This is a genomic window from Roseateles sp. FW305-36, from assembly GCF_058787015.1.
The window spans coordinates 31,126-55,335 of the sequence record NZ_JBYSZK010000019.1; the positions used below are offsets into that span (position 1 = coordinate 31,126).

General features: G+C 64.0%; 16 protein-coding genes and 4 tRNA genes. 17 read left to right on the plus strand and 3 right to left on the minus strand.

What is annotated here, in order from left to right; genetic code table 11:
* The gene (locus tag AC3WOE_RS26580) at nt 1-1,023 is read left to right on the plus strand and encodes a cupin-like domain-containing protein (RefSeq protein ID WP_492694858.1); all 1,023 of its coding nucleotides are present in this window, start codon (nt 1-3) and stop codon (nt 1,021-1,023) included.
* Here AC3WOE_RS26580 and AC3WOE_RS26585 read toward each other — a convergent pair whose 3' ends face one another.
* Together AC3WOE_RS26585 and AC3WOE_RS26590 are read right to left on the minus strand one after the other, a co-directional pair.
* A complete protein-coding gene (locus AC3WOE_RS26585) occupies nt 1,024-2,634 on the minus strand; it encodes a tryptophan halogenase family protein (protein WP_492694860.1) in 1,611 nt (536 codons plus the stop codon).
* A 109-nt stretch (nt 2,635-2,743) separates the two neighbouring features.
* Nucleotides 2,744-5,539, minus strand: coding sequence for a TonB-dependent receptor (locus tag AC3WOE_RS26590; protein ID WP_492694862.1), 2,796 nt, complete (start codon nt 5,537-5,539; stop codon nt 2,744-2,746).
* Between the two features lie 634 nt (nt 5,540-6,173).
* Here AC3WOE_RS26590 and AC3WOE_RS26595 point away from each other — a divergent pair.
* From AC3WOE_RS26595 to rpoC, 13 genes are all read left to right on the plus strand, one after another.
* Nucleotides 6,174-6,258 (plus strand) — tRNA-Tyr (locus AC3WOE_RS26595).
* A gap of 47 nt (nt 6,259-6,305) precedes the next feature.
* Nucleotides 6,306-6,379 (plus strand) — tRNA-Gly (locus AC3WOE_RS26600).
* Nucleotides 6,380-6,454: 75 nt separating this feature from the next.
* Nucleotides 6,455-6,529 (plus strand) — tRNA-Thr (locus AC3WOE_RS26605).
* Between the two features lie 54 nt (nt 6,530-6,583).
* On the plus strand, nt 6,584-7,774 hold the full coding sequence (tuf, locus tag AC3WOE_RS26610; RefSeq protein WP_025564238.1) for an elongation factor Tu: 1,191 nt from the start codon (nt 6,584-6,586) through the stop codon (nt 7,772-7,774).
* Between the two features lie 16 nt (nt 7,775-7,790).
* Nucleotides 7,791-7,866 (plus strand) — tRNA-Trp (locus AC3WOE_RS26615).
* Nucleotides 7,867-8,009: 143 nt separating this feature from the next.
* Nucleotides 8,010-8,396 carry a preprotein translocase subunit SecE gene (secE, locus tag AC3WOE_RS26620; protein ID WP_492694864.1) on the plus strand — a complete coding sequence of 129 codons (387 nt, stop codon included), beginning with the start codon at nt 8,010-8,012 and terminating at the stop codon, nt 8,394-8,396.
* 15 nt (nt 8,397-8,411) lie between these two features.
* Nucleotides 8,412-8,987: a transcription termination/antitermination protein NusG gene (gene nusG, locus AC3WOE_RS26625; protein ID WP_119046625.1), complete on the plus strand. Its 576-nt coding sequence runs from the start codon at nt 8,412-8,414 to the stop codon at nt 8,985-8,987.
* Between the two features lie 179 nt (nt 8,988-9,166).
* The gene (gene rplK, locus AC3WOE_RS26630; protein ID WP_310330063.1) at nt 9,167-9,604 is read left to right on the plus strand and encodes a 50S ribosomal protein L11; all 438 of its coding nucleotides are present in this window, start codon (nt 9,167-9,169) and stop codon (nt 9,602-9,604) included.
* Between the two features lies 1 nt (nt 9,605).
* Entirely contained in the window at nt 9,606-10,316 is a 711-nt protein-coding gene (rplA, locus tag AC3WOE_RS26635; protein WP_492694867.1) for a 50S ribosomal protein L1, read from the plus strand.
* Between the two features lie 267 nt (nt 10,317-10,583).
* The gene (gene rplJ / locus AC3WOE_RS26640) at nt 10,584-11,117 is read left to right on the plus strand and encodes a 50S ribosomal protein L10 (protein WP_119046627.1); all 534 of its coding nucleotides are present in this window, start codon (nt 10,584-10,586) and stop codon (nt 11,115-11,117) included.
* A 51-nt stretch (nt 11,118-11,168) separates the two neighbouring features.
* The gene (gene rplL / locus AC3WOE_RS26645) at nt 11,169-11,549 is read left to right on the plus strand and encodes a 50S ribosomal protein L7/L12 (RefSeq protein WP_310273307.1); all 381 of its coding nucleotides are present in this window, start codon (nt 11,169-11,171) and stop codon (nt 11,547-11,549) included.
* 379 nt (nt 11,550-11,928) lie between these two features.
* Nucleotides 11,929-16,050, plus strand: a complete 4,122-nt coding sequence (gene rpoB, locus AC3WOE_RS26650) for a DNA-directed RNA polymerase subunit beta (RefSeq protein WP_492694870.1) — start codon at nt 11,929-11,931, stop codon at nt 16,048-16,050.
* A gap of 11 nt (nt 16,051-16,061) precedes the next feature.
* Complete coding sequence (gene rpoC / locus AC3WOE_RS26655) at nt 16,062-20,279, plus strand: DNA-directed RNA polymerase subunit beta' (RefSeq protein ID WP_492694872.1); 4,218 nt, start codon at nt 16,062-16,064, stop codon at nt 20,277-20,279.
* 56 nt (nt 20,280-20,335) lie between these two features.
* Here the strand turns inward: rpoC and AC3WOE_RS26660 are convergent, their stop codons facing one another.
* A complete protein-coding gene (locus tag AC3WOE_RS26660; protein WP_492694874.1) occupies nt 20,336-20,812 on the minus strand; it encodes a putative toxin-antitoxin system toxin component, PIN family in 477 nt (158 codons plus the stop codon).
* Between the two features lie 155 nt (nt 20,813-20,967).
* On the opposite strand from AC3WOE_RS26660, the gene rpsL reads away from it, so the two are divergent.
* From rpsL to fusA, 3 genes are all read left to right on the plus strand, one after another.
* Nucleotides 20,968-21,342 carry a 30S ribosomal protein S12 gene (rpsL, locus tag AC3WOE_RS26665; protein WP_056194784.1) on the plus strand — a complete coding sequence of 125 codons (375 nt, stop codon included), beginning with the start codon at nt 20,968-20,970 and terminating at the stop codon, nt 21,340-21,342.
* Nucleotides 21,343-21,498: 156 nt separating this feature from the next.
* Nucleotides 21,499-21,969, plus strand: a complete 471-nt coding sequence (gene rpsG, locus AC3WOE_RS26670) for a 30S ribosomal protein S7 (protein ID WP_119046632.1) — start codon at nt 21,499-21,501, stop codon at nt 21,967-21,969.
* Nucleotides 21,970-22,038: 69 nt separating this feature from the next.
* Entirely contained in the window at nt 22,039-24,147 is a 2,109-nt protein-coding gene (gene fusA / locus AC3WOE_RS26675) for an elongation factor G (protein ID WP_492694876.1), read from the plus strand.
* Nucleotides 24,148-24,210 lie beyond the last annotated feature (63 nt).

A 24,210-nucleotide genomic window follows, 5' to 3' on the forward strand; every position in this document is an offset into this window, starting at 1 on the left:
ATGTCCATGCAGCCGATGAAGGAAGTGGAAGGCATCACGCGCGAGCGCTTCGAGCGCGAAGTGATCGCGACCTACGAGCCTGTGGTGATGCGTGGCGTCGTCAAACACTGGCCGCTGGTGGCGCAGGGCAGGGCGGGCCTGGAGCCCTGCCTGCAATACCTGATGGGCTTCGACAAGGGCGAGGCCGTGGACGCCGTGCTGGCGCGCCCCGAGCCCACGCGCGCCTTCGCCTACAAGCCGGGCCTGGACGGCTTCAACTTCATGCTCGACAAGCGTCCCTATGCGGCCCTGTTCGAGCAGCTCTGGCGCTACAGCCATTTCCCGGATCCGCCGGCGCTGGCGGCGCAAAGCGCGCTGGTGTCCGAGGCCCTGCCGGGCCTGGAGAAGGCCAATGGGCTGCCGCTGCTCGATGGTTCAGTAGCGCCGCGCATCTGGATAGGCAACCGCGCGACCGTGCCGGCGCATTTCGACGACTCCCACAACATCGCCTGCGTGGCCGCCGGGCGGCGGCGCTTCACGCTGCTGCCGCCGCAATGCGCGCCGCTGCTCTATCTCGGCCCGCCCGACTACGCGCCGACCCCGGCGCCGATGTCGGTCGTGCCCGATCTGCACCGTGCCGACCCGGCGCAATTCCCCTTGGTCGCCGAGGCGCTGCAGCAGGCCCTGGTGGCCGAACTGGAGCCGGGGGACGCCATCTACATGCCGCCGCTGTGGTTCCACCAGGTCGAGGCGCTGGCGCCCCACCTGAACATCCTCGTCAACTACTGGTGGCGGCCGCTGGCGGCGCCGCAGCGGCCGGACGACCTGCATCTGGCCGCCATGCGCCTGGCCATGCTGGCCCTGCGCCATCTGCCCGACGGTGAGCGCGAGGGCTGGCGCGCCCTCTTCGACCACTATGTGTTCGGCGCAAGGGGCGAAGGTCTGGCGCACATCCCCGAAGCGCAGCGCCATTTGTTCGGCAACATCGACGCCGCGGCCGATGCCGTCCTGCGCAAGGACATCAAGGGCCGGCTGGGGGGCTGATCACCAGGTGTAGATCTGCATGGCCTTGTCACCGAGGCCGGGCGGGATGTCGGCCAGCAGCTCGCGGTGATCCGGGAAGTTGCCGACGCTGCGGGCAATGAAGTCGTCCACCGCGGCCAGGTTGTGGCGGGCCTGCTGGGCGGTCGGCGGCTGCAGGTCCGCGGCATCCGGAAAGATGCCCATGCCGGCCAGCAGCGCGTACCAGGACACGGTGGGATAGCCGCCGCCGATGCGGCCCGTCTTGAGGGCCGCCACGAGGGGTTTGCGTGACATCCACGTCATCAACACGCCCTGCAGCGCGTCCGACAGATGCATGTTCTCGGCGTTCTGGCGCCAGTAGTCGGTGTCGGTGCGCGAGTTGGTCTTGTAGTGGGCGACGATGTAGTCGCGGGTGTTGTCGAAGCGCTTGCGCATGGCTTCGTTGAACTGCTCTTGCGAGGCGGGACCGAGGTCGCCCTTCTCCAGCACCTCCACCAGCATGGAGGCCGTGACCTGCACGAACAGCAGGGCGGTGGCTTCCAGCGGCTCGATGAAGCCCTGGGACAGGCCCACGGCCACGCAGTTGCGGTTCCAGATCTTGGCCATGCGCCCGACGCGCATCTTCAGGTGGCGGGCGGGAATGTCCGAGTCGAGCAGCCCCAGGTGGCGGCGCAACTCGGTCTCGGCGTCGTCGGCCGAGCAGTGGGCGCTGCTGTAGACATAGCCGTTGCCCTGGCGCTGCGTCAGCGGGATCTTCCAGGCCCAGCCGTGGCGCAGTGCGGTGGACACGGTCTGCGACTCGATGGGCCCGTCCAGCGGCGTCGGCATGGCCACGGCTGCATCGTTGAAGAGGTTCTCGCCAAAGCCGATGAAGGGCGTCTGCAGGGCCTTGCCGATCATGAGCGAGGCAAAGCCGCTGCAGTCGACGAAGAAGTCTGCCGACAGGGTTTCGCCGTCGTCGAGCAGCAGGCCGCCGATGTCACCGCTCTCGTCGAGCTGCACCTGGGTGACGTGGCGCTCCAGATGCTGCACGCCGCGCTCCTTGGCCTTGCGGCCCAGGAACTGGCCGAGCAGGGTGGCGTCGAAGTGATAGCCGTACCAGACGTCGAAAGGGAAATTGGCCTTGGCGCGCGGGCCACGGGCCTGGCGCGCCAGCGCGGCGGAGACGAAGAAGCGATCCGGGTGGGCGTCGACGTCTGCGCCTTCGAGCCGCGCATGGACGTTGTCCACGAAGGGATGCATGGTCATGTTGTCCAGCATCGACACGAAGGGATGGAAGTAGCGCTCGAAGCCCGGTTTGGTCGACCAGCCGTCGAAGGTGATACCGCTCTTGTAGGTGGCATTGCAGGCCGGCATCCACTCGGACTCCTCGATGCCGAGGATCTCGAAGAAGCGGCGCAGCCAGGGCGTCGAGCCTTCGCCGACGCCGATGGTGCCGACCAGGGGGCTCTCCAGCACCGTGACCTTGAGGCGCGGGCCGTAGGCGGTGGTGGCCAGCATCAGCGCCGTCATCCAGCCCGCCGAGCCGCCGCCGACGACGCAGATGTGCTTCACGGGTGGCGGCGCATCCGTGCTGCCGCCGAGGGGACGCGCGGCGATGTACTGGTCGATCAGGGTGGCGGTGTCGCGCATGGGAGTGGGCTATGAAAAAGGGGAGCGTGATCTCCACGCTCCCCTTCGATTGTGTTCACCTGGGGCCTCCGCCGGAACCCGAGGGTTCCAGCAGTGCCGGGTCTCAGGATCAGAACTTGACGCGGGCGGTCAGGTAGAACTGGCGGCCGTTCTTGTAGATGGCGCGCGGCTGGATGTCCGAGGCGTAGTACTTCAGCTTCGGGTCATTCAGGTTCTGGCCGTCCAGGCTCAGCGAGAAGCTGTCGTTGATCTTGTAGCCCAGCGAAGCGGACAGCACGCCCGTGCCCTTCTGGAAGTAGTCCGTGCCGCGGTCCTGGCCGATGAAGATGTCGTCGGTGAAGCTGTAGTTCACGCGGGCCGAGAAGTGGTCGTTCTCGAAGAAGCCGCCCAGGGTGAACGAGTTCTTCGTGTTGCCGCGCAGCACGTGGCCGCTCGAGTCCGAACCATCGGCGTAGGTGTAGTTCGCGCTGACGCCGAAGTTGCCGGCGAGGGGCATTTCGCCCGCGAACTCCAGGCCCTTGACCGAGGCCTTCTTGTTGGTCAGGCCGGTGATGACGAACTGGCGGTTCACGAGTTGCTGGACGCCACCCTGCTGGTTGGTGTTGCCCAGCAGCACCGGGTAGGTGCCGGTGAAGGTGCCGTTCGTGATGTAGGTGCCCATCTGCATGTAGAAGGCACCTGCGGACACGAAGGAACGCGGCGCGAAATACCACTCGACGTTGGCATCGACGTTGTTCGAGCGGATCGGCTTCAGGGCCGCATTGCCGGCCGTGCCGCCGCCGACGGCGTTGTTGTCCAGGAACATGCCGGTCGTGCTGAGCGATGTGAACGCCGACAGGGCCGTGTAGTCGGCGCGGGTCAGCGTGCGGCTGGCGGCTAGGCGGGCCACGATGTCCTTGGTCAGGTCGATGCGCACGCTGGCGCTGGGCAGCAGGTCGGTGTACCTGACGTCGGACGAGGTCGCCGTGAAGTTGCCGAACGCCGAGGCCACATCCACCGTGTCGCCGGGCAGGCTGTTGCGGAAGGCGCCCGAGGTCTGCTTGGTGCGAACCACGCGCAGGCCGACGTTGCCACTCCAGTTGCTGCCTTCCAGGTTGGCCTGCGCATAGGCCGCCGTGCTGGTTTCCTTCACGCTGTACTCGCCGCCGTCGAAGGGCGAGCGACGGGCGATCGGGTCGCGGTTGGTGACGCGGGAGTTGTACTCGGCCAGCGCTTCGGCGGAGATATAGCTCATGCCCGTCGGGAAGCCGCTACCCAGACCGCTGCCGAAGTTGCCCGGATAGGACTGGCTGAAGGCGGGCAGGGTGTAGGGCGACAGCTGGGGAGCATCGTTGCCGCTGGCGTCGGCGCAGGCGCTGGGCTTGCTCCAGTCCCAGGGGCCGACGCGATAGGGCGTTCCGGTCGCGCAGCCCGGGCCCTGGTTCAGCGTGGCGTCGGTGTAGCGCTTGTGCTCGGCACTGCGCACGCCGAACTTCAGGCTCTTCAGGACGCCGGCATCCAGCGTGTACTCGCCGTCCACCTGGGCCCAGCTTTCCTTGTCGTGCACGATGACGTGCTCGGAGCCGAAGATCCAGTCAAAGCCGACAGAGGGGTTGCTGAAGCTGAAGGAGGGTGCCGTGTCGTTGCCGTTGAGCTGGTAGCTGGCACGCGTCGTGGCGATGTGCGGTTCGACGACGTCCTGGCTGAGGGTCTGGCCCTTGCCCTTGGATGTGCCGGCGTTCATCGACAGCGACAGGGCGTCGTTGACGCGGAAGGAGCCTTCCAGGCCGAGGAAGTTGCTCTCCGCGGCGGCCTTGCGCGAGATCATGTCGTAGTAGCCGGCCGTCGAAGGCGTCGCCCAGTTGAAGGTGGCCTTCGTCAGGGTCTTGTTGCCGTTGTTGTCGGTCGCGATCGCGTAGTCGGAGATGGTGGCGCTGTTGATCAGGCCAGCGCGGGGGGCCATCAGGTAGTTGCGGTTGTAGTTGTCCGCGTCCATCTTGGACGAGAAGCCCGTGAGGACGAGATCGACGTCCTTGGTGGGCTTGAGCTCGGCGCGCACCAGGCCGCCCTTGCGCTCACGCTCCTGTGTGAAGTAGGCAGCACCGATCAGGTCGGGCGTGTAGACGCCGCTCAGTTCGGGGTGGGCGGCGACCAGGGCCGGGGCGTTGGTGCTGTCCAGCTTGTTGATGAAGCCCAGCGTTTCGACGCCGTCGCGGCGCAGGCTGCGCTTCTCGGAGAAGGCCTGCACGAGCACGCCGAAGGTTTTGGCGTCGTTCTTGAAATTCAGCAGCGCGCTGAGCTGCGGATCGGTTTTCTTGGGCAGGCTGGCATAGACCGCACCGACGCCAGCTTCGAAAGTCAGGGCCTTGGAGAAGTCCAGGGGCTTGCGGGTGATGATGTTCACCGAGCCGGCCGTGCCGCCTTCCACCAGGGAAGCTTCGGAGCTCTTGCGCACTTCGACGCGGCTCACGAGTTCGGAGGGCAGCAGCGAGTAGCTGACGCTGCGGCCGACGCCGGCGCCGGTCTGGTCCAGCACGAACCAGTCGCCGTTGGCGATGCCGTGGCCATCCAGCAGCGTCTGGGTCAGGCTGGGGTTGGTGCCGCGAATGCCGACGCGGTCGCGTTCGTCGAAGCCGCCCGAGCCACCGGCCGGGCTGTTCAGGATGGTGACGCCGGGCACGCGGGCCAGCGAGTCGGCCACGTTCTTGTCAGGCATCTTGCCGATGTCTTCGGCAGAGATGACGTCGATGTGGGCGTCGGCATTGCGCTTGACGCTCAGCGACTTCTCTTGCGAGGCACGGATGCCGGTGACGGTGACCGTGTCCAGTTGCTGAGGTGCAGCAGCCTGCTGCGCCATGGCGGCGCCGCTGGCGCCGAGCAGGGCGATGAACACCGCCTGCGAGATGGGGGTCTGCTTGACCTTCATGTACTGTTCCTCGTTGTGGCCAATGAATTGGGGCGGCGGTGACTGCTTCGGGTGCGGTGCATACCACCTTCGGTCCGGTTGGCGCTTGGATTGCCCTCAAAAGCGTGTCCAACCAGTGCCATGCCACTGTAACGATTGATAACGCCACTTTGCTACCAGTCTTTACTGAGGAGTTTCCCGAGTGTGGCTGCCTGAAGCCCCTGGCCATGGGGTGTGCGCCCCTTGGAGGCGTGATTTGCGGACGTTTATTGGTATCTCATTGGTATCAATCCAAGTTGAGAACTGTTGCGCGTCGGCGACGAAGCGCTTGCGCGCGGCGCGAAACGGGTGGCCGGCCGAGGCGCGGCTGGTAGTGGATTGGCCTGAATCTGGTCCTGAATTGGTCGTCGCCCTCCGCGTGGCCGCGTCGAGGCGACTTGCGGCGCCTTTGCTGCCGCCGTCGTGGCCGCGGATTCGTGGCTCGGTGCACTTGGCTTGAGCGAGGCCAAGCGACAAGGCGGCGTGCTGGGGTGGGTGCTGCCGCGAGATGCCCGAGCGGGTGTCGGCGCACCGCCCGCGCGGCCTCTTTTTGTTCTTCTTGGCGAGGCTCTGTTGCGCCCCCTTTGCCCTGTGCTATAGTTGCGGGCTTGCCTCAGGAGGGGTGGCCGAGTGGTTAAAGGCAGCAGACTGTAAATCTGCCCGCATAGCGTACGCTGGTTCGAATCCAGCCTCCTCCACCAAAGCATGCGCGCTTTAGCGGGTTGTGCAGAGGTCAAGAGCTCCCAGGGCGGGAGTAGTTCAATGGTAGAACCTTAGCCTTCCAAGCTAATGACACGGGTTCGATTCCCGTTTCCCGCTCCATCGAGTGGGGCTTGGTCGGCAAAGCGTCGACACCGGTTTGCCGGTCAGTTCATCTGGCGTCAAACCCGTGCCGATGCCCATGTGGCTCAGTGGTAGAGCACTCCCTTGGTAAGGGAGAGGTCACGCGTTCGATCCGCGTCATGGGCACCACCAATTTCTCTTTTTCTTCTACTCGTCTCAACGGGTTCGCCTCAGGAGCGCAAGATGGCAAAAGGCAAGTTTGAACGGACCAAGCCGCACGTGAACGTGGGCACGATCGGTCACGTTGACCACGGCAAGACCACGCTGACCGCGGCAATCGCGACCGTGCTGTCCAAGAAGTTCGGCGGCGAGGCCAAGGCCTACGACCAGATCGACGCGGCTCCCGAAGAAAAGGCCCGCGGCATCACGATCAACACCGCCCACGTCGAGTACGAGACGGCCAATCGCCACTACGCGCACGTTGACTGCCCCGGCCACGCCGACTACGTCAAGAACATGATCACCGGTGCCGCCCAGATGGACGGCGCCATCCTGGTGTGCTCGGCCGCTGACGGCCCGATGCCCCAGACGCGCGAGCACATCCTGCTGGCCCGTCAGGTCGGCGTGAAGTACATCATCGTCTTCCTGAACAAGTGCGACATGGTCGACGACGCCGAGCTGCTCGAGCTGGTCGAAATGGAAGTGCGCGAGCTCCTGTCCAAGTACGACTTCCCCGGCGACGACACCCCCATCATCAAGGGTTCGGCCAAGCTGGCGCTGGAAGGCGACACGGGCGACCTGGGCGAGCAAGCCATCATGCGCCTGGCTGACGCCCTGGACACCTACATCCCCCAGCCGGACCGTGCCGTTGACGGCGCCTTCCTGCTGCCGGTGGAAGACGTGTTCTCGATCTCTGGCCGCGGCACCGTCGTGACCGGTCGCGTCGAGCGCGGCATCATCAAGGTCGGCGAAGAAATCGAAATCGTGGGCATCCGCGAAGTCCAGAAGACCACGGTCACGGGCGTCGAAATGTTCCGCAAGCTGCTGGACCAAGGTCAAGCAGGCGACAACGTCGGCATCCTGCTGCGCGGCACCAAGCGTGAAGACGTCGAGCGCGGCCAAGTTCTGGCCAAGCCCGGCACGATCAAGCCCCACACCCACTTCACCGCTGAGATCTACGTTCTGAGCAAGGAAGAGGGCGGCCGCCACACCCCGTTCTTCAACAACTACCGTCCCCAGTTCTACTTCCGCACGACGGACGTGACCGGTGCCGTGGAGCTGCCGAAGGACAAGGAAATGGTCATGCCCGGCGACAACGTCGGCATCACCGTGAAGCTGATCGCTCCGATCGCCATGGAAACCGGCCTGCGCTTCGCCATCCGTGAAGGTGGCCGTACCGTCGGCTCCGGCGTGGTTGCCACGATCCTCGCGTAAACAAGTTTTAGGCCACAGGGGCATAGCTCAATTGGCAGAGCGTCGGTCTCCAAAACCGAAGGTTGGGGGTTCGAGACCCTCTGCCCCTGCCACCCGCCACTGATCACGGCGGTTGGTTTCCTGGCTAAACAAGCATCGGCCCGCGAGAGAGATCTCGGCGGGCCTTGCTGCTGATGGCTACGGCTGTCGCAGCGTCTGAATCGCCGCGTTGAACGCGGCACGTGAAAGTGAAGTGATGGCGAATTCTCCCCAAGTCGAGACCGTGACCACCGGCGCCGACAAGGCCAAGTTGGCTGTTGCGGTGCTGCTGCTGGTCGGCGCGCTGGCGGCGTATTACGGGCTGTCCAAGCAGGGCGCGCTGGTGCAGTGGGCCTCGCTGGTCGTGCTGCTGGCTGCCGGCGTGGCCGCCTTCTTCACGTCCGAGCATGGCAAGGCGCTGATCGCCTATGGCCGCGACTCCGTGCGCGAAGTCAAGAAGGTGGTCTGGCCGACCCGCAAGGAAGCGACGCAGATGACGGGCTATGTGTTCGCCTTCGTCGTCGTCATGGCGCTGTTCCTGTGGCTGACCGACAAGACGTTGGAATGGGTGCTGTACGACCTGATCCTGGGCTGGAAGCGCTGATCGCAAGGAATTCTGATGTCTGAAGAACAAGTCGTCACGACCGAAGCCCCCGTCGGCCCGCCGAAGCGCTGGTACGTCGTCCATGCCTATTCGGGTATGGAGAAGGCTGTCGAGCGCAATCTGCGTGAGCGCATCGACCGCGCCGGCATGCAGGACAAGTTCGGCCGCATCCTCGTGCCGACCGAAGAAGTTGTCGAGCTGAAGAACGGCAAGAAGGCGGTCACCGAGCGCCGCTTCTTCCCCGGCTATGTGCTGGTCGAGATGTTCATGGACGACGAGTCCTGGCACCTGGTGAAGCACACGTCCAAGGTGACGGGCTTCGTCGGCGGCGCCAAGAACCGCCCGGCCCCGATCTCGGAAGCCGAGGTCATGAAGATCGTCAACCAGATGCAGGAAGGCGTCGAGAAGCCCCGGCCCAAGGTCGAGTGGACGGTCGGCGAGGTCGTTCGCGTCAAGGAAGGCCCCTTCACCGACTTCAACGGCTCGGTCGAGGAAGTCAATTACGACAAGTCCAAGGTCCGTGTGTCGGTCACGATCTTCGGTCGCGCCACGCCGGTCGAATTGGACTTCGCGCAGGTCGAAAAAGTCTGACGCGCTAGAATCCTGGGTTCGGCCGGCGACCCTGATGTCGGCCCGTGATCAGTCTGCAACGAGAGGCGGACAAGAGGAGCAAAGGTAAGGACCTGGATCTGAGATCTAGTCCGAGTCCGATGCGCTAGCACTCAGGTGTCCAGGCTTTGCCGCCCGGGCGCTGGATTGGAGAGTTAAACATGGCAAAGAAGATTGTCGGCTTCATCAAGCTGCAAATTCCGGCCGGCAAGGCTAACCCCTCGCCCCCGGTGGGTCCCGCGCTGGGTCAGCGTGGCCTGAACATCATGGAATTCTGCAAGGCGTTCAACGCCCAGACTTCGGCTGGCGGCTTCGAGCCCGGCATGAAGCTGCCGGTGGTCATCACCGCGTTTGCAGACAAGAGCTTCACCTTCATCATCAAGTCGCCCCCGGCGACCGTGCTGCTGAAGAAGGCCGCGAAGATCGAGAAGGGCTCGCAGCGCCCCCACCTGGACAAGGTCGGCAAGCTGACCCGCGCCCAGCTGGAAGAGATTGTCAAGATCAAGTCCAAGGACCTGACGGCTGCCGACGTTGACGCCGGCGTCCGCACCATCGCCGGCTCTGCCCGCTCGATGGGCATCATCGTGGAAGGGGTCTGACATGGCCAAGCTCACCAAGAAGCAAAAGGCGCTGGCTGGCAAGGTCGAATCGACCAAGCTGTACGGCCTGACCGAAGCCCTGGACCTGGTCAAGAGCCTGGCCACCGCCAAGTTCGATGAGTCCATCGACGTCGCCGTTCAACTCGGCATCGATGCCAAGAAGTCGGACCAGGTCGTGCGTGGCGCCGTCGTGCTGCCCAACGGCACCGGCAAGACCAAGCGCGTCGCCGTGTTCGCTCAAGGTGCCAAGGCTGAAGAAGCCCGCGCCGCTGGTGCCGACGTCGTTGGCATGGAAGACCTGGCTGAGCGCGTCAAGGCGGGCGACATGCCCTTCGACGTGGTCATCGCCTCCCCCGACACGATGCGTGTCGTCGGTACCCTGGGTCAGATCCTGGGCCCGCGCGGCCTGATGCCCAACCCCAAGGTCGGCACCGTGACCCCGGACGTCGCGACCGCCGTCAAGAACGCCAAGGCTGGCCAGGTCCAGTTCCGCGTCGACAAGGCCGGCATCATCCACGGCACCCTCGGCCGTCGTTCGTTCGACACCGACAAGCTGGAAGGCAACCTGCGCGCGCTGATCGAGGCCCTGAACAAGGCCAAGCCGGCTTCGAGCAAGGGCATCTACCTGCGCAAGGTCGCCGTGTCCTCGACGATGGGCGTCGGCGCCCGCGTCGAAATCGCTTCGATCAACGCTCAAGCCAACGCCGCTTGATTGCACACCGGGTCCCCGTGGCCCGGGCACTGAATCTGCGCGGAGCGAGTCTGGCTCCGGGCAACAAAGATTGGTGGGGCGCTGTCCGGGCAACCGGGCAGCGCGTCATCCAAGACCGCTGGTGGAGACCCCTTAAATCGACGTCGCAAGACCGAGAACCAGCGCAGATGGCGGTCCCGCTGACAGGATTTTTCCTGACAGATGGTCGCTGAATCCCTGGCGCTCTCGAAGCCGCAAGGCCGAGGGAGCAAATGTGAGGAGTAGACCTTGAGTCTCAATCGCAACGAGAAGGCAGCCGTTGTCTCCGACGTCGCAGCGCAAGCAGCGAAGTCGCAGACGTTGGCGTTGGCCGAGTACCGTGGCCTCACCGTGGAAGCCTTGAACAAGCTGCGCGTCGACGCACGTTCCAAGGGTGTCTATCTTCATGTGCTGAAGAACACCCTGGCCCGTCGCGCCGTCGCTGGCACCCCGTTCGAAGCTGCTACGGAGAGCATGGTCGGCCCGCTGATCTACGGCTTTTCGGAAGACGCTGTCGCGGCTGCCAAAGTCATCGCTGACTTTGCCAAGACCAACGACAAGCTCGTCATCAAGGGTGGTGCCTACGGTGGCAAGGCTCTGGACGTCAATGGCGTGAAGGCTCTGGCCTCCGTCCCGTCCAAGGAAGTCCTGCTGTCGCAGATCGCCGGCCTGCTGCTGTCGCCGGTGCAACGCACCGCGGCCGTGCTGGCTGCCCTGGCTGCAAAGCGTGGTGAAGGTGCTGTGGCTGCTGAAGCCCCCGCCGAAGCCCCGGCCGCAGCCTGATCGACGAACAACGCGTTCACACGCAACCCATCTGTTTTTTAGGAATTAATCATGGCATTCGATAAAGACGCTTTCCTGACCGCCCTGGACAGCATGTCCGTTCTGGAACTGAACGACCTGGTCAAGGCAATTGAAGAGAAGTTCGGCGTGTCCGCCGCTTCGATGGCTGCTCCGGCCGCCGGTGGCGCTGGCGGCGGTGCCGCTGCTGCTGCTGAAGAGAAGACCGAGTTCAACGTCGTCCTGACCGACGCCGGCGCTCAGAAGGTCGGCGTCATCAAGGCCGTCCGCGAAATCACGGGCCTGGGCCTGAAGGAAGCCAAGGACCTGGTCGACGGCGCTCCGAAGAACGTCAAGGAAGGCATCTCCAAGGCCGACGCCGAAGCCGCTGTCAAGAAGCTGGTCGAAGCTGGCGCCAAGGCCGAGATGAAGTGATGGTATGGGGATGGACCCGCGTAGCGGCTCCGTCCCCTCCAGTCAGCTTTGGGGATGGACCTGCGCAGCAGCTCCGACCTCGCTGGCTAGAAAAAGGGGTTGCCGTCAGGCTTCCCCTTTTTCGTCTTTACGGGTTTGTCCCCGTAGAGAACAGCTGAAAGAACCGCGCGCGGTATGATGCGCGGTTCTTTCACGTGTTCTCTGATCCGACTGCAGAGAACCAGTTTGGTCGGACTCCGGTGCAATGCCGGGGTTGTCCGCCAGCGGTTGGTAGTGGCCAACCACCAAGCTAGGCAGCCGCCCGTTCTGGGTGAGTGAGCCAGCCAGTCGCCGACGCGGCTCGCCCCACGGCCAGGGGTGGGCTCGACACGGAGTGTTTATGGCGCAAGCAACCCCCTACAGCTATACCGAGCGCAAGCGGATCCGCAAGAGCTTCGGCAAGCGCGAGAGCGTTCTCAACGTCCCCTATCTGCTCACGATGCAGAAGGACAGCTACGTTGCCTTCCTGCAGAAGGACGTGGCTCCCGCCAAACGCAAGCCCGAAGGCCTGCAGGCGGCTTTCCTTTCGGCGTTCCCGATTGTTTCGCACAACGGTTTCGTCGAGATGAAGTTCCTCGAGTTCAACATCGCCAAGCCGCCGTTCGACACCCGTGAGTGCCAACAGCGGGGGTTGACCTACGCAGCCGCGGTGCGTGCGCGCCTGCAGATGATCATCTATGACCGTGAGTCGCCCCAGGCGAAGACGGTCAAGGAAATCAAGGAACAAGAGGTCTACATGGGCGAAGTGCCCCTGATGACCGACTACGGTTCCTTCATCGTCAACGGTACCGAGCGCGTCATCGTGTCGCAGCTGCACCGTTCGCCGGGCGTGTTCTTCGAGCACGACAAGGGCAAGACGCATTCGTCGGGCAAGCTGCTGTTCAGCGCCCGCATCATTCCCTACCGTGGCTCCTGGCTGGACTTCGAGTTCGACCCGAAGGACATCCTGTACTTCCGCGTCGACCGCCGCCGCAAGATGCCGGTCACCATCCTGCTCAAGGCCATCGGCCTGAACCCCGAGCAGATCCTGGCCCACTTCTTCGTGTTCGACAACTTCCGCCTGATGGACGTTGGCGCGCAGCTTGAATTCGTCGCCGACCGCCTGAAGGGTGAAGTCGCCCGCTTCGACATCGTCGACAAGAGCGGTGCCGTCATCGTCGAGAAGGACAAGCGCATCACCGCTCGTCACGTGCGCCAGCTGGAGCAGTCCGGCACGCAGCACATCTCGGTGCCGGAAGACTTCCTGGTCGGCCGCGTGCTGGCCAAGAACATGATCGACGCCGACACCGGCGAGATCATCGCCAAGGCCAATGACGAACTGACCGACGCGCTGCTGAAGAAGCTGCGCCAGGCTGGCGTCAAGGACATCCAGTGCCTCTTCACCAACGAGCTGGACGAAGGCGCCTACATCAGCCAGACCCTGGCCTCGGATGAAACCGAGACCCAGCTGGCCGCCCGCGTCGCCATCTACCGCATGATGCGCCCCGGCGAGCCGCCGACGGAAGACGCCGTCGAGGCCCTGTTCAACCGCCTGTTCTACAGCACCGACACCTACGACCTGAGCCGTGTCGGCCGCATGAAGTTCAACGCGCGTGTCGGCCGTGACACGCCCGAAGGCAACATGAACCTGTCCAACGAGGACATCCTTGACGTCGTCAAGATCCTCGTCGAGCTGCGCAATGGCCGCGGCGAAGTGGACGACATCGACCACCTGGGCAACCGCCGCGTGCGTTGCGTGGGCGAACTGGCCGAAAACCAGTACCGCTCGGGCCTCGCCCGCATCGAGAAGGCCGTCAAGGAACGTCTGGGCCAGGCCGAGACCGAAGCCCTGATGCCGCACGACCTGATCAACTCCAAGCCGATCTCCGCGGCGCTGAAGGAGTTCTTCGGTGCGTCGCAGCTGTCGCAGTTCATGGACCAGACCAACCCGCTGTCGGAAATCACGCACAAGCGTCGTGTTTCCGCCCTGGGCCCGGGCGGTCTGACCCGCGAGCGCGCCGGCTTCGAAGTCCGCGACGTGCACCCGACCCACTACGGCCGCGTCTGCCCGATCGAAACGCCGGAAGGCCCGAACATCGGCCTGATCAACTCGCTGGCGCTGTACGCGCAGCTCAACGAGTACGGCTTCCTGGAAACGCCGTACCGCCGCGTCGTCGACGGCCACGTCACCGACCAGATCGACTACCTGTCCGCCATCGAGGAAGGCAAGTACGTCATCGCCCAAGCGAATGCGACGCTGAACGCCGGCGGCCAACTCACCGACGAACTGGTGTCCGCCCGTGAAAACGGCGAATCGGTGCTGACCAGCCCCGAGCGCATCCAGTACATGGACGTGGCGCCGACGCAGATCGTGTCGGTCGCTGCTTCGCTCGTGCCCTTCCTCGAGCACGACGACGCGAACCGCGCACTGATGGGCGCCAACATGCAGCGTCAGGCCGTGCCAGTGCTGCGTCCCGAGAAGGCTTTCGTGGGTACGGGCGTCGAGCGCGTCGCCGCGAAGGACTCGGGCACGGTGGTCGCGGCTCGCCGCGGCGGCGTGGTCGACTATGTCGACACCAACCGCATCGTGATCCGCGTCAACGATGACGAGACCGTGGCCGGTGAGGTCGGTGTCGACATCTACAACCTGATCAAGTACCAGCGTTCCAACCAGAACACCAACATCCACCAGCGCCCCATCGTGCGCCGTGGCGACAAGGTGGCGGCCGAGGACATCATTGCCGACGGCGCTTCCACCGACATCGGTGAACTGGCCCTGGGCCAGAACATGCTGGTCGCGTTCATGCCCTGGAACGGCTACAACTTCGAAGACTCGATCCTGATCAGCGAACGCGTCATCGCCGAAGACCGCTACACCTCGATCCACATCGAGGAACTGGTGGTCAACGCGCGTGACACCAAGCTGGGCGCCGAGGAAATCACTCGCGACATCCCGAACCTGTCGGAGCAACAACTCGGCCGTCTGGACGAGTCGGGCATCGTCTACATCGGTGCGGAAGTGAATCCGGGCGACGTGCTGGTCGGCAAGGTCACGCCCAAGGGCGAAACCACGTTGACGCCGGAAGAGAAGCTGCTGCGCGCCATCTTCGGCGAGAAGGCTTCCGACGTGAAGGACACGTCGCTGCGCGTCGACCAAGGCACCAGCGGCACCGTTATCGACGTGCAGGTCTTCACCCGCGAAGGCATCCAGCGCGACAAGCGCGCCCAGCAGATCATCGACGACGAGCTGAAGCGCTACCGCCTGGACCTGAACGACCAGCTGCGCATCGTCGAGAGCGACGCCTTCGACCGTATCGAGAAGCTGCTGAACGGCAAGATCGCCAATGGTGGCCCGCAGAAGATCGCCAAGGGCACCAAGATCGACAAGGACTACCTGGCCTCGGTCGAGAAGTTCCACTGGTTCGACATCCGTCCGGCCGAGGAAGAGATCGCCAACCAGCTCGAGTCGATCAAGAACGCGCTCGACCAGACCCGCCACAGCTTCGACCTGGCTTTCGAAGAAAAGCGCAAGAAGCTGACGCAGGGCGACGAGCTGCCCGCCGGCGTGCTGAAGATGGTCAAGGTCTACCTGGCCGTCAAGCGTCGCCTGCAGCCTGGCGACAAGATGGCCGGCCGTCACGGCAACAAGGGTGTCGTGTCCAAGGTCACCCCGATCGAAGACATGCCCTACATGGCCGACGGCACGCCCGCCGACATCGTGCTGAACCCGCTGGGCGTCCCGTCGCGGATGAACGTGGGCCAGGTGCTGGAAGTGCATCTGGGCTGGGCCGGCAAGGGCATCGGCCAGCGCATCGGCGACATGCTGCAGCAGCACTCCAAGGTGGCTGAACTGCGCAAGCTGTTCGACCAGCTCTACAACCAGAGCGGCGGCAAGACCGAGAACATCGACGACCTGTCCGACACCGAAGTGCTGGAGATGGCCGAGAACCTCGCCAAGGGCGTGCCCTTCGCGACGCCGGTCTTCGACGGTGCCAAGGAAGAAGAAATCCGCGGCATGCTCAAGCTGGCCTACCCGGACGACATCGCCGCCAAGAAGGGCCTGACCGAGACGCGCACCCAGGCCTGGCTGTGCGACGGCCGCACCGGCGAGCAGTTCGAGCGCCCGGTCACCGTCGGCTACATGCACGTGCTGAAGCTGCACCACTTGGTGGACGACAAGATGCACGCCCGTTCGACCGGCCCGTACTCGCTGGTCACGCAGCAACCGCTGGGCGGCAAGGCCCAGTTCGGCGGCCAGCGTTTCGGCGAAATGGAAGTCTGGGCGCTGGAAGCCTATGGCGCCTCGTACATCCTGCAGGAAATGCTGACTGTCAAGTCCGACGACGTGAACGGCCGCACCAAGGTCTACGAAAGCATCGTCAAGGGCGAACACGCCATCGAAGCGGGCATGCCCGAATCGTTCAATGTGCTGGTCAAGGAAATCCGCTCCTTGGGCATCGACATTGAACTGGAACGCAATTAAGGAGCAGATGCATGAAGGGACTACTCGACCTTTTCAAGCAATTCACCCCCGATGAGCATTTCGATGCCATCAAGATCGGCCTGGCTTCCCCGGAGAAGATCCGCAGCTGGTCGTTCGGCGAGGTGAAGAAGCCCGAGACCATCAACTACCGCACCTTCAAGCCGGAACGCGACGGCCTGTTCTGCGCCAAGATCTTTGGCCCGATCAAGGACTACGAGTGCCTGTGCGGCAAGTACAAGCGCCTGAAGCACCGCGGCGTCATCTGCGAGAAGTGCGGCGTTGAAGTCACGCAGACCAAGGTGCGTCGCGAGCGCATGGGTCACATCGACCTGGCCGCGCCCTGCGCCCACATCTGGTTCCTGAAGTCGCTGCCGTCGCGTCTGGGCCTGGTGCTCGACATGACGCTGCGCGACATCGAACGCGTGCTGTACTTCGAAGCCTATGTGGTCGTCGACAGCGGCATGACGCCGCTGAAGAAGTTCTCGATCATGAGCGAGGACGACTACGACGCCAAGCGCATCGAGTACGGTGACGAGTTCATCGCGCTGATGGGCGCCGAGGGCATCAAGAAGCTGCTGGAGGAGATGGATCTCGACATCGAGATCGATCGCCTGCGCAACGACATGACCGGCTCCGAGCTCAAGGTCAAGAAGAACTCCAAGCGCTTGAAGGTCATGGAGGCCTTCAAGAAGTCCGGCATCAAGCCGAACTGGATGGTGCTGGACGTGCTGCCCGTGCTGCCGCCGGACCTGCGTCCGCTGGTGCCGCTGGACGGCGGCCGCTTCGCGACCTCCGACCTGAACGACCTCTACCGTCGCGTCATCAACCGCAACAACCGCCTGGCCCGTCTGCTCGAGCTGAAGGCCCCTGAAATCATCGTGCGCAACGAAAAGCGCATGCTGCAGGAAGCCGTCGACTCGCTGCTGGACAACGGCCGCCGCGGCAAGGCGATGACCGGCGCGAACAAGCGTGCCCTCAAGTCGCTGGCCGACATGATCAAGGGCAAGAGCGGTCGCTTCCGTCAGAACCTGCTGGGCAAGCGCGTCGACTACTCGGGCCGTTCGGTCATCGTGGTGGGCCCGACGCTCAAGCTGCACCAGTGCGGCCTGCCCAAGCTGATGGCCCTGGAGCTCTTCAAGCCCTTCATCTTCAGCCGTCTCGAAGCCATGGGCATCGCGACGACGATCAAGGCTGCCAAGAAGGAAGTCGAATCCGGCACGCCGGTGGTCTGGGACATCCTTGAAGAAGTCATCAAGGAACACCCGGTCCTGCTGAACCGCGCCCCGACGCTGCACCGCCTCGGCATCCAGGCTTTCGAGCCCGTGCTGATCGAAGGCAAGGCCATCCAGCTGCACCCCCTCGTCTGCTCGGCCTTCAACGCCGACTTCGACGGTGACCAGATGGCCGTCCACGTGCCGCTGTCGATCGAAGCGCAGATGGAAGCCCGCACCCTGATGCTGGCGTCCAACAACGTGCTGTTCCCGGCCTCCGGCGAACCGTCCATCGTCCCGTCGCAAGACGTGGTGCTGGGCCTGTACTACGCCACCCGCGAGCGCACCAACGGCAAGGGCGAAGGCCTGATCTTCTCGGACATCCCCGAGATCATCCGCGCGCTGGAAAACGGCGCCGTGGAAATCACCGCCAAGATCAGCGTTCGCCTGACCGAGTGGACCAAGGACAAGGAAACGGGCGAATTCGTGCCCGAGACCAAGCTCGTGGACACCACCGTTGGCCGTGCCCTGCTGTCCGAGATCCTGCCCAAGGGCCTGCCGTTCTCGAACATCAACAAGGCGCTGAAGAAGAAGGAAATCTCGCGTCTCATCAACACGAGCTTCCGCAAGTGCGGCCTGAAGGAAACCGTCGTGCTGGCCGACAAGCTGCTGCAAAGCGGCTTCAAGCTCGCCACGCGCGCCGGCATCTCGATCGCCATCGACGACATGCTGGTGCCCGCTCAGAAGCACACCCTGATCGAGCGCGCCGAGAAGGAAGTCAAGGAGATCGAGCAGCAGTACGTCTCGGGTCTCGTGACGGCCGGCGAGCGCTACAACAAGGTCGTGGACATCTGGGGCAAGGCCGGTGACGAAATCGGCAAGAAGATGATGGACCACCTGAAGGTCGAGAAGACGACCGATCGCCACGGCAAGACCGTCGATCAAGAGTCGTTCAACTCGATCTACATGATGGCCGACTCGGGCGCGCGCGGTAGCGCGGCCCAGATCCGCCAGCTGGCCGGCATGCGCGGCCTGATGGCCAAGCCGGACGGCTCCATCATCGAGACACCCATCACGGCGAACTTCCGTGAAGGCCTGAACGTTCTGCAGTACTTCATCTCCACCCACGGTGCTCGTAAGGGCCTGGCGGACACGGCGCTGAAGACCGCGAACTCCGGCTACCTGACGCGTCGTCTGGTCGACGTGACCCAGGATCTGGTCGTCATCGAAGAAGATTGCGGCACCGACAACGGCATGGCGATGCGCGCCCTGGTCGAAGGCGGTGAAGTCATCGAATCGCTGCGCGACCGCGTCCTCGGCCGCGTCACCGCCATCGACGTCGTGCACCCCGAGACGCAAGCCTCGCTGCTCGGCGCCGGCAAGATGCTGGACGAAGACACCCTCGACGTGCTGGAACAAGCCGGCGTCGACGAGATCAAGGTCCGCACGCCGCTGACCTGCGGCACCCGCTTCGGCCTGTGCGCCAAGTGCTACGGCCGCGACCTTGGCCGCGGCGGCCTGGTCAACACCGGTGAAGCTGTCGGCGTCATTGCCGCGCAGTCCATCGGTGAACCCGGCACGCAGCTGACGATGCGTACCTTCCACATCGGCGGTGCCGCTTCGCGCGCTGCCGTCGCCTCGAGCGTGGAAGCCAAGTCGGACGGCATCATCGGCTTCAACGCCACGATGCGCTACGTCACCAACGGCAAGGGCGAGCTGGTCGTGATTTCCCGCTCCGGCGAGATCATCATTGCCGACCCGCACGGCCGCGAGCGCGAGCGTCACAAGGTGCCTTACGGCGCGATCCTGAACATCAAGCCCAGCCAGACCATCAAGGCCGGCGTGGTGCTCGCCAACTGGGACCCGCTGACCCGCCCGATCATCACGGAATTCGCCGGCCAGGCGAAGTTCGAGAATGTCGAGGAAGGCGTGACCGTCGCCAAGCAGGTGGACGAAGTGACCGGTCTGTCGACCCTGGTCGTCATCGACCCGAAGCGCCGCGGCGCCGCCAAGGTCATCCGTCCGCAGGTCAAGCTGCTGGACGCCGGCGGCCACGAGGTCAAGATCCCTGGTACCGACCACTCGGTGGCCATCGGCTTCCAGGTCGGCTCGCTGATCCAGATCCGCGACGGCCAGGAACTGCTGCCTGGTGAAGTGCTCGCCCGTATCCCGGTCGAAGGCCAGAAGACCCGCGACATTACCGGCGGTCTGCCGCGTGTGGCCGAGCTCTTCGAAGCCCGTTCGCCCAAGGACGTCGGCGTGCTGGCCGAGCAGACCGGCACGGTGTCGTTCGGCAAGGAGACCAAGGGCAAGATCCGCCTGCAGATCACCGATCCGGACGGCAAGGCCCACGAGGAACTGGTGCCCAAGGAAAAGAACATCCTGGTGCACGAAGGCCAGGTGGTCAACCGTGGCGAGCTGATCGTCGACGGCGCCGCAGACCCGCAGGACATCCTGCGCCTTCTGGGCATCGAGGAGCTGGCGCGCTACATCGTCGATGAAGTCCAGGACGTGTACCGCCTCCAGGGCGTGAAGATCAACGACAAGCACATCGAGGTGATCGTTCGCCAGATGCTGCGTCGCGTGGTCATCACCAACCCGGGCGATACGCACTACATCCTGAACGAGCAGGTCGAACGTTCGGAGCTGCTGGACACCAACGACCGCATGCGCAAGGAAGGCAAGACGACGGCCACCCACGCCGACGTGCTGCTGGGTATCACCAAGGCCTCGCTGTCGACCGACTCCTTCATCTCCGCCGCTTCCTTCCAGGAAACGACGCGCGTCCTCACCGAGGCTGCCATCATGGGCAAGCGCGACGAGCTGCGTGGCCTGAAGGAAAACGTCATCGTCGGCCGCCTGATCCCCGCCGGTACCGGCATGGCCTTCCACGAAGCACGCCGTGCCAAGGAAGCCATGGACGACGCCGAGCGCCGCGCCATCGCGCTGCAGGAGGCCGAAGAGCTGGCTGCCGCCCAGATGGCTGGCGTCGACGCTGGCGACCACTCGGCCGAATAAGCCGTCGAGGGCTCTGCCCTCCGAAGCCGCCCCGGTTCAGGCTGCGGGCGGCTTTTTCATTCCTGGGTCCAGCCTTCGGGCTTGAGGATGAGCAGGCCGCGAAGCTTGGCTCGCTTGGCCAGTGCCAGGACGGCCTTGTCGCGCGAAATCAACCAGCGGGCCTGGCTTGCCAGCGCCAGGTCGATGAACTTCTGGTCATCCGGGTCGCGGCAGACCAGGCGGCCGGCCAGCGGCTGCGGTTCCGCGGCTGCCACGGCCAGCGCATGGGCGTCGAACTGGGCCTCGATAAAAGCCAGGTCAGGTGCGTAGCTCGCCGCGATCCCGCGGCCCAGCACATGGCGGATCTCGTCGCGCATCGAGGGGGCGACCAGCCAGCGCAGGGCGCCCGAAGTGACGGCCGCCGTCAGCGCCTGCACGCGTGCATCGCGGAACACCAGCCAGTCCATGACGACCTGGGTGTCGATGACGATGGCCGGTGGCTCACTGCCGCTGGGCGTGGCAGGTGGGTCGACGGGCAGGGCAGGGGCGTCCATGCCGGCAGCTTAGCGGGCAAGCCGGTGCATTCGGGCAGACCCTTGTGCCGATTTCCTCACCGGTCTACAATCGCCGGCTCTCCGCCTTTTGGGTGCTGCATCCGTGCGCGCTCAAAACTGCGGGGTTCACTGACTTCAAACGGGAACAAGTCGTAATGCCAACCATCAATCAACTGGTGCGCCACGGTCGAGAGGCCGAGGTCACCAAGTCCAAGTCGCCTGCGATGCAGAACTGCCCGCAGCGCCGCGGTGTCTGCACCCGCGTCTACACCACCACGCCCAAGAAGCCGAACTCGGCTCTGCGTAAGGTCGCCAAGGTGCGCCTGACCAATGGTTTCGAGGTCATCTCGTACATCGGCGGCGAAGGCCACAATCTGCAAGAACACAGCGTCGTGCTCGTGCGCGGCGGCCGTGTGAAGGACCTGCCCGGTGTGCGTTACCACATCGTCCGCGGCTCCCTCGACCTGCAGGGCGTCAAGGATCGCAAGCAATCGCGTTCCAAGTACGGCGCGAAGCGTCCCAAGAAGTAAATCGTCTGTTCGGGCCCAGCTATACAGCTGACCCAACGTTGTTGCGGCACTGAAATATCTCAGTGACCGAGTAAGTGGATGACCCCAGATGTCGGTGGTTGTCCAGCGGAGTCAGGCCAGAAGGTCGTCTCCAACTGAAGCAAAAGGAAGAGTGCCATGCCACGTCGTCGCGAAGTACCCAAGCGCGAGATCCTCCCGGACCCCAAGTTCGGTTCCGTCGATCTGTCCAAGTTCATGAACGTCATCATGGAATCGGGCAAGAAGGCCGTCGCTGAGCGCATCATCTACGGTGCCCTCGACCAGGTCGAAAAGAAGATCGGCAAGGATCCGCTGGAAGTGTTCATGGTCGCCCTGAACAACGTGAAGCCCATGGTTGAAGTGAAGTCCCGCCGTGTCGGCGGTGCGAACTACCAAGTTCCCGTGGAAGTTCGCCCCGTCCGCCGGATGGCCCTCGCCATGCGCTGGCTGAAGGAATCCGCTCGCAAGCGCGGTGAGAAGTCGATGGCTCAACGCCTGGCCAATGAACTGCTGGAGGCCGCTGAAGGCCGTGGCGGCGCGATGAAGAAGCGCGACGAAGTTCACCGCATGGCAGAAGCCAACAAGGCTTTCTCGCACTTCCGCTTCTAAACTCACTGTCTTTCAGCCGCCTCGGGTTTCTACCAACCCGCTGGCGGCTCATGCCTTCTGGAGCAAACCATGGCCCGCAAAACCCCCATCGAGCGCTACCGCAACATCGGTATCTCCGCGCACATCGATGCCGGCAAGACCACCACGACCGAGCGCATCCTTTACTACACCGGTGTGAACCACAAGATCGGTGAAGTGCACGATGGCGCCGCCACGATGGACTGGATGGAGCAAGAGCAAGAGCGTGGCATCACGATCACGTCCGCTGCCACGACCTGCTTCTGGAAGGGCATGGATCTGGCTCGCCCCGAGCACCGCATCAACATCATCGACACCCCCGGACACGTCGACTTCACGATTGAAGTCGAGCGCTCCATGCGCGTCCTGGACGGCGCCTGCATGGTCTATTGCGCCGTGGGTGGCGTGCAGCCCCAGTCGGAAACCGTCTGGCGTCAGGCCAACAAGTACAAGGTGCCCCGCCTCGCGTTCGTCAACAAGATGGACCGCACCGGCGCGAACTTCTTCAAGGTCTACGACCAGATGAAGCTGCGCCTCAAGGCCAACCCCGTGCCCGTCGTCATTCCCATCGGCGCTGAAGAAAACTTCACCGGCGTGATCGACCTCATCAAGATGAAGGCGATCATCTGGGACGAGGCCTCGCAAGGCATGAAGTTCAGCTACGAAGACATCCCGGCCGACCTGCAGGCCGACGCTGTCAAATGGCGTGAAAACCTCATCGAAGCCGCCGCTGAGTCCAGCGAAGAGCTGATGAACAAGTATCTGGAGTCGGGTGACCTGACGGAAGAAGAAGTCGTCACGGCCATCCGCAAGCGCACCATCGCCGCTGAAATCCAGCCGATGTTCTGCGGCACCGCCTTCAAGAACAAGGGCGTGCAGCGCATGCTGGACGGCGTCATCGACTTCATGCCGTCGCCCATCGACGTGCCGCCGGTGCCGGGCACCGACGAAGACGACCAGCCGGTCGTCCGCAAGGCCGACGACAGCGAGAAGTTCGCCGCCCTGGCCTTCAAGCTGATGACCGACCCCTACGTTGGCCAGCTGACCTTCGTGCGCGTCTATTCCGGCGTTCTGCAGTCGGGCGCCAGCGTCTACAACCCGATCCGCGGCAAGAAGGAACGTATCGGCCGGATCCTGCAGATGCACGCCAACCAGCGTGAAGAAATCTCGGAAATTCTGGCTGGCGACATCGCCGCCTGCGTGGGCCTGAAGGACGTCACCACGGGCGAAACCCTGTGCGACCCCGAAGCCATCATCACGCTGGAAAAGATGGTCTTCCCCGAGCCCGTGATCTCGCAGGCCGTCGAGCCCAAGACCAAGGCTGACCAGGAAAAGATGGGTATCGCTCTGGGCCGTCTGGCCAAGGAAGACCCGTCCTTCCGTCTGCGCACCGATGAAGAGTCGGGCCAGACCATCATTTCCGGCATGGGCGAACTCCACCTGGAAATCATCGTCGACCGCATGAAGCGCGAGTTCGGCGTGGAAGCCAACGTCGGCAAGCCGCAAGTGGCCTACCGCGAAACCATCCGCAAGACCGCCACCGACGTCGAAGGCAAGTTCGTTCGCCAGTCGGGTGGTAAGGGCCAGTACGGTCACGTCGTGATCACGCTGGAGCCGCAAGAGCCGGGCAAGGGTTTCGAGTTCGTTGACGCCATCAAGGGCGGTGTGGTTCCTCGCGAATACATCCCCGCGGTCGAGAAGGGCATCATCGACAGCCTGCCGAACGGCGTGCTGGCCGGCTTCCCGGTCGTCGACGTCAAGGCCACGCTGACCTTCGGTTCGTACCACGACGTGGACTCGAACGAAAACGCGTTCAAGATGGCCGCCTCGATGGGTTTCAAGGAAGCCTGCCGCCGCGCCAGCCCCGTCATCCTCGAGCCGATGATGGCCGTGGAAGTCGAGACGCCTGAAGACTACGCCGGCAACGTGATGGGCGACCTGTCCAGCCGTCGCGGCATGGTGCAGGGCATGGACGACATGGTCGGTGGCGGCAAGGTCATCAAGGCCGAAGTTCCGCTGTCGGAAATGTTCGGCTACTCCACGACCCTGCGCTCGATGTCGCAAGGCCGTGCCACGTACACGATGGAGTTCAAGCACTACAGCGAAGCTCCGAAGAACGTGGCCGACGCCATCATCACGGCGCGCGGCAAGTCGGCCTGATCGACTCCTGAACTGAATCGTCTTCGCAGCGGCCCGCCCGCTTCGCCAGTCGGCGGGAAACAC

Bases quoted from the DNA above. Each gene is read 5' to 3' on its own strand.
- AC3WOE_RS26580 (WP_492694858.1), top strand. From the start codon at position 1: ATGTCCATGCAGCCGATGAAGGAAGTGGAAGGCATCACGCGCGAGCGC.
- AC3WOE_RS26585 (WP_492694860.1), bottom strand. From the start codon at position 2,634: ATGCGCGACACCGCCACCCTGATCGACCAGTACATCGCCGCGCGTCCC.
- AC3WOE_RS26590 (WP_492694862.1), bottom strand. From the start codon at position 5,539: ATGAAGGTCAAGCAGACCCCCATCTCGCAGGCGGTGTTCATCGCCCTG.
- tuf (WP_025564238.1), top strand. From the start codon at position 6,584: ATGGCAAAAGGCAAGTTTGAACGGACCAAGCCGCACGTGAACGTGGGC.
- secE (WP_492694864.1), top strand. From the start codon at position 8,010: ATGGCGAATTCTCCCCAAGTCGAGACCGTGACCACCGGCGCCGACAAG.
- nusG (WP_119046625.1), top strand. From the start codon at position 8,412: ATGTCTGAAGAACAAGTCGTCACGACCGAAGCCCCCGTCGGCCCGCCG.
- rplK (WP_310330063.1), top strand. From the start codon at position 9,167: ATGGCAAAGAAGATTGTCGGCTTCATCAAGCTGCAAATTCCGGCCGGC.
- rplA (WP_492694867.1), top strand. From the start codon at position 9,606: ATGGCCAAGCTCACCAAGAAGCAAAAGGCGCTGGCTGGCAAGGTCGAA.
- rplL (WP_310273307.1), top strand. From the start codon at position 11,169: ATGGCATTCGATAAAGACGCTTTCCTGACCGCCCTGGACAGCATGTCC.
- rpoB (WP_492694870.1), top strand. From the start codon at position 11,929: ATGGCGCAAGCAACCCCCTACAGCTATACCGAGCGCAAGCGGATCCGC.
- rpoC (WP_492694872.1), top strand. From the start codon at position 16,062: ATGAAGGGACTACTCGACCTTTTCAAGCAATTCACCCCCGATGAGCAT.
- AC3WOE_RS26660 (WP_492694874.1), bottom strand. From the start codon at position 20,812: ATGGACGCCCCTGCCCTGCCCGTCGACCCACCTGCCACGCCCAGCGGC.
- rpsL (WP_056194784.1), top strand. From the start codon at position 20,968: ATGCCAACCATCAATCAACTGGTGCGCCACGGTCGAGAGGCCGAGGTC.
- rpsG (WP_119046632.1), top strand. From the start codon at position 21,499: ATGCCACGTCGTCGCGAAGTACCCAAGCGCGAGATCCTCCCGGACCCC.
- fusA (WP_492694876.1), top strand. From the start codon at position 22,039: ATGGCCCGCAAAACCCCCATCGAGCGCTACCGCAACATCGGTATCTCC.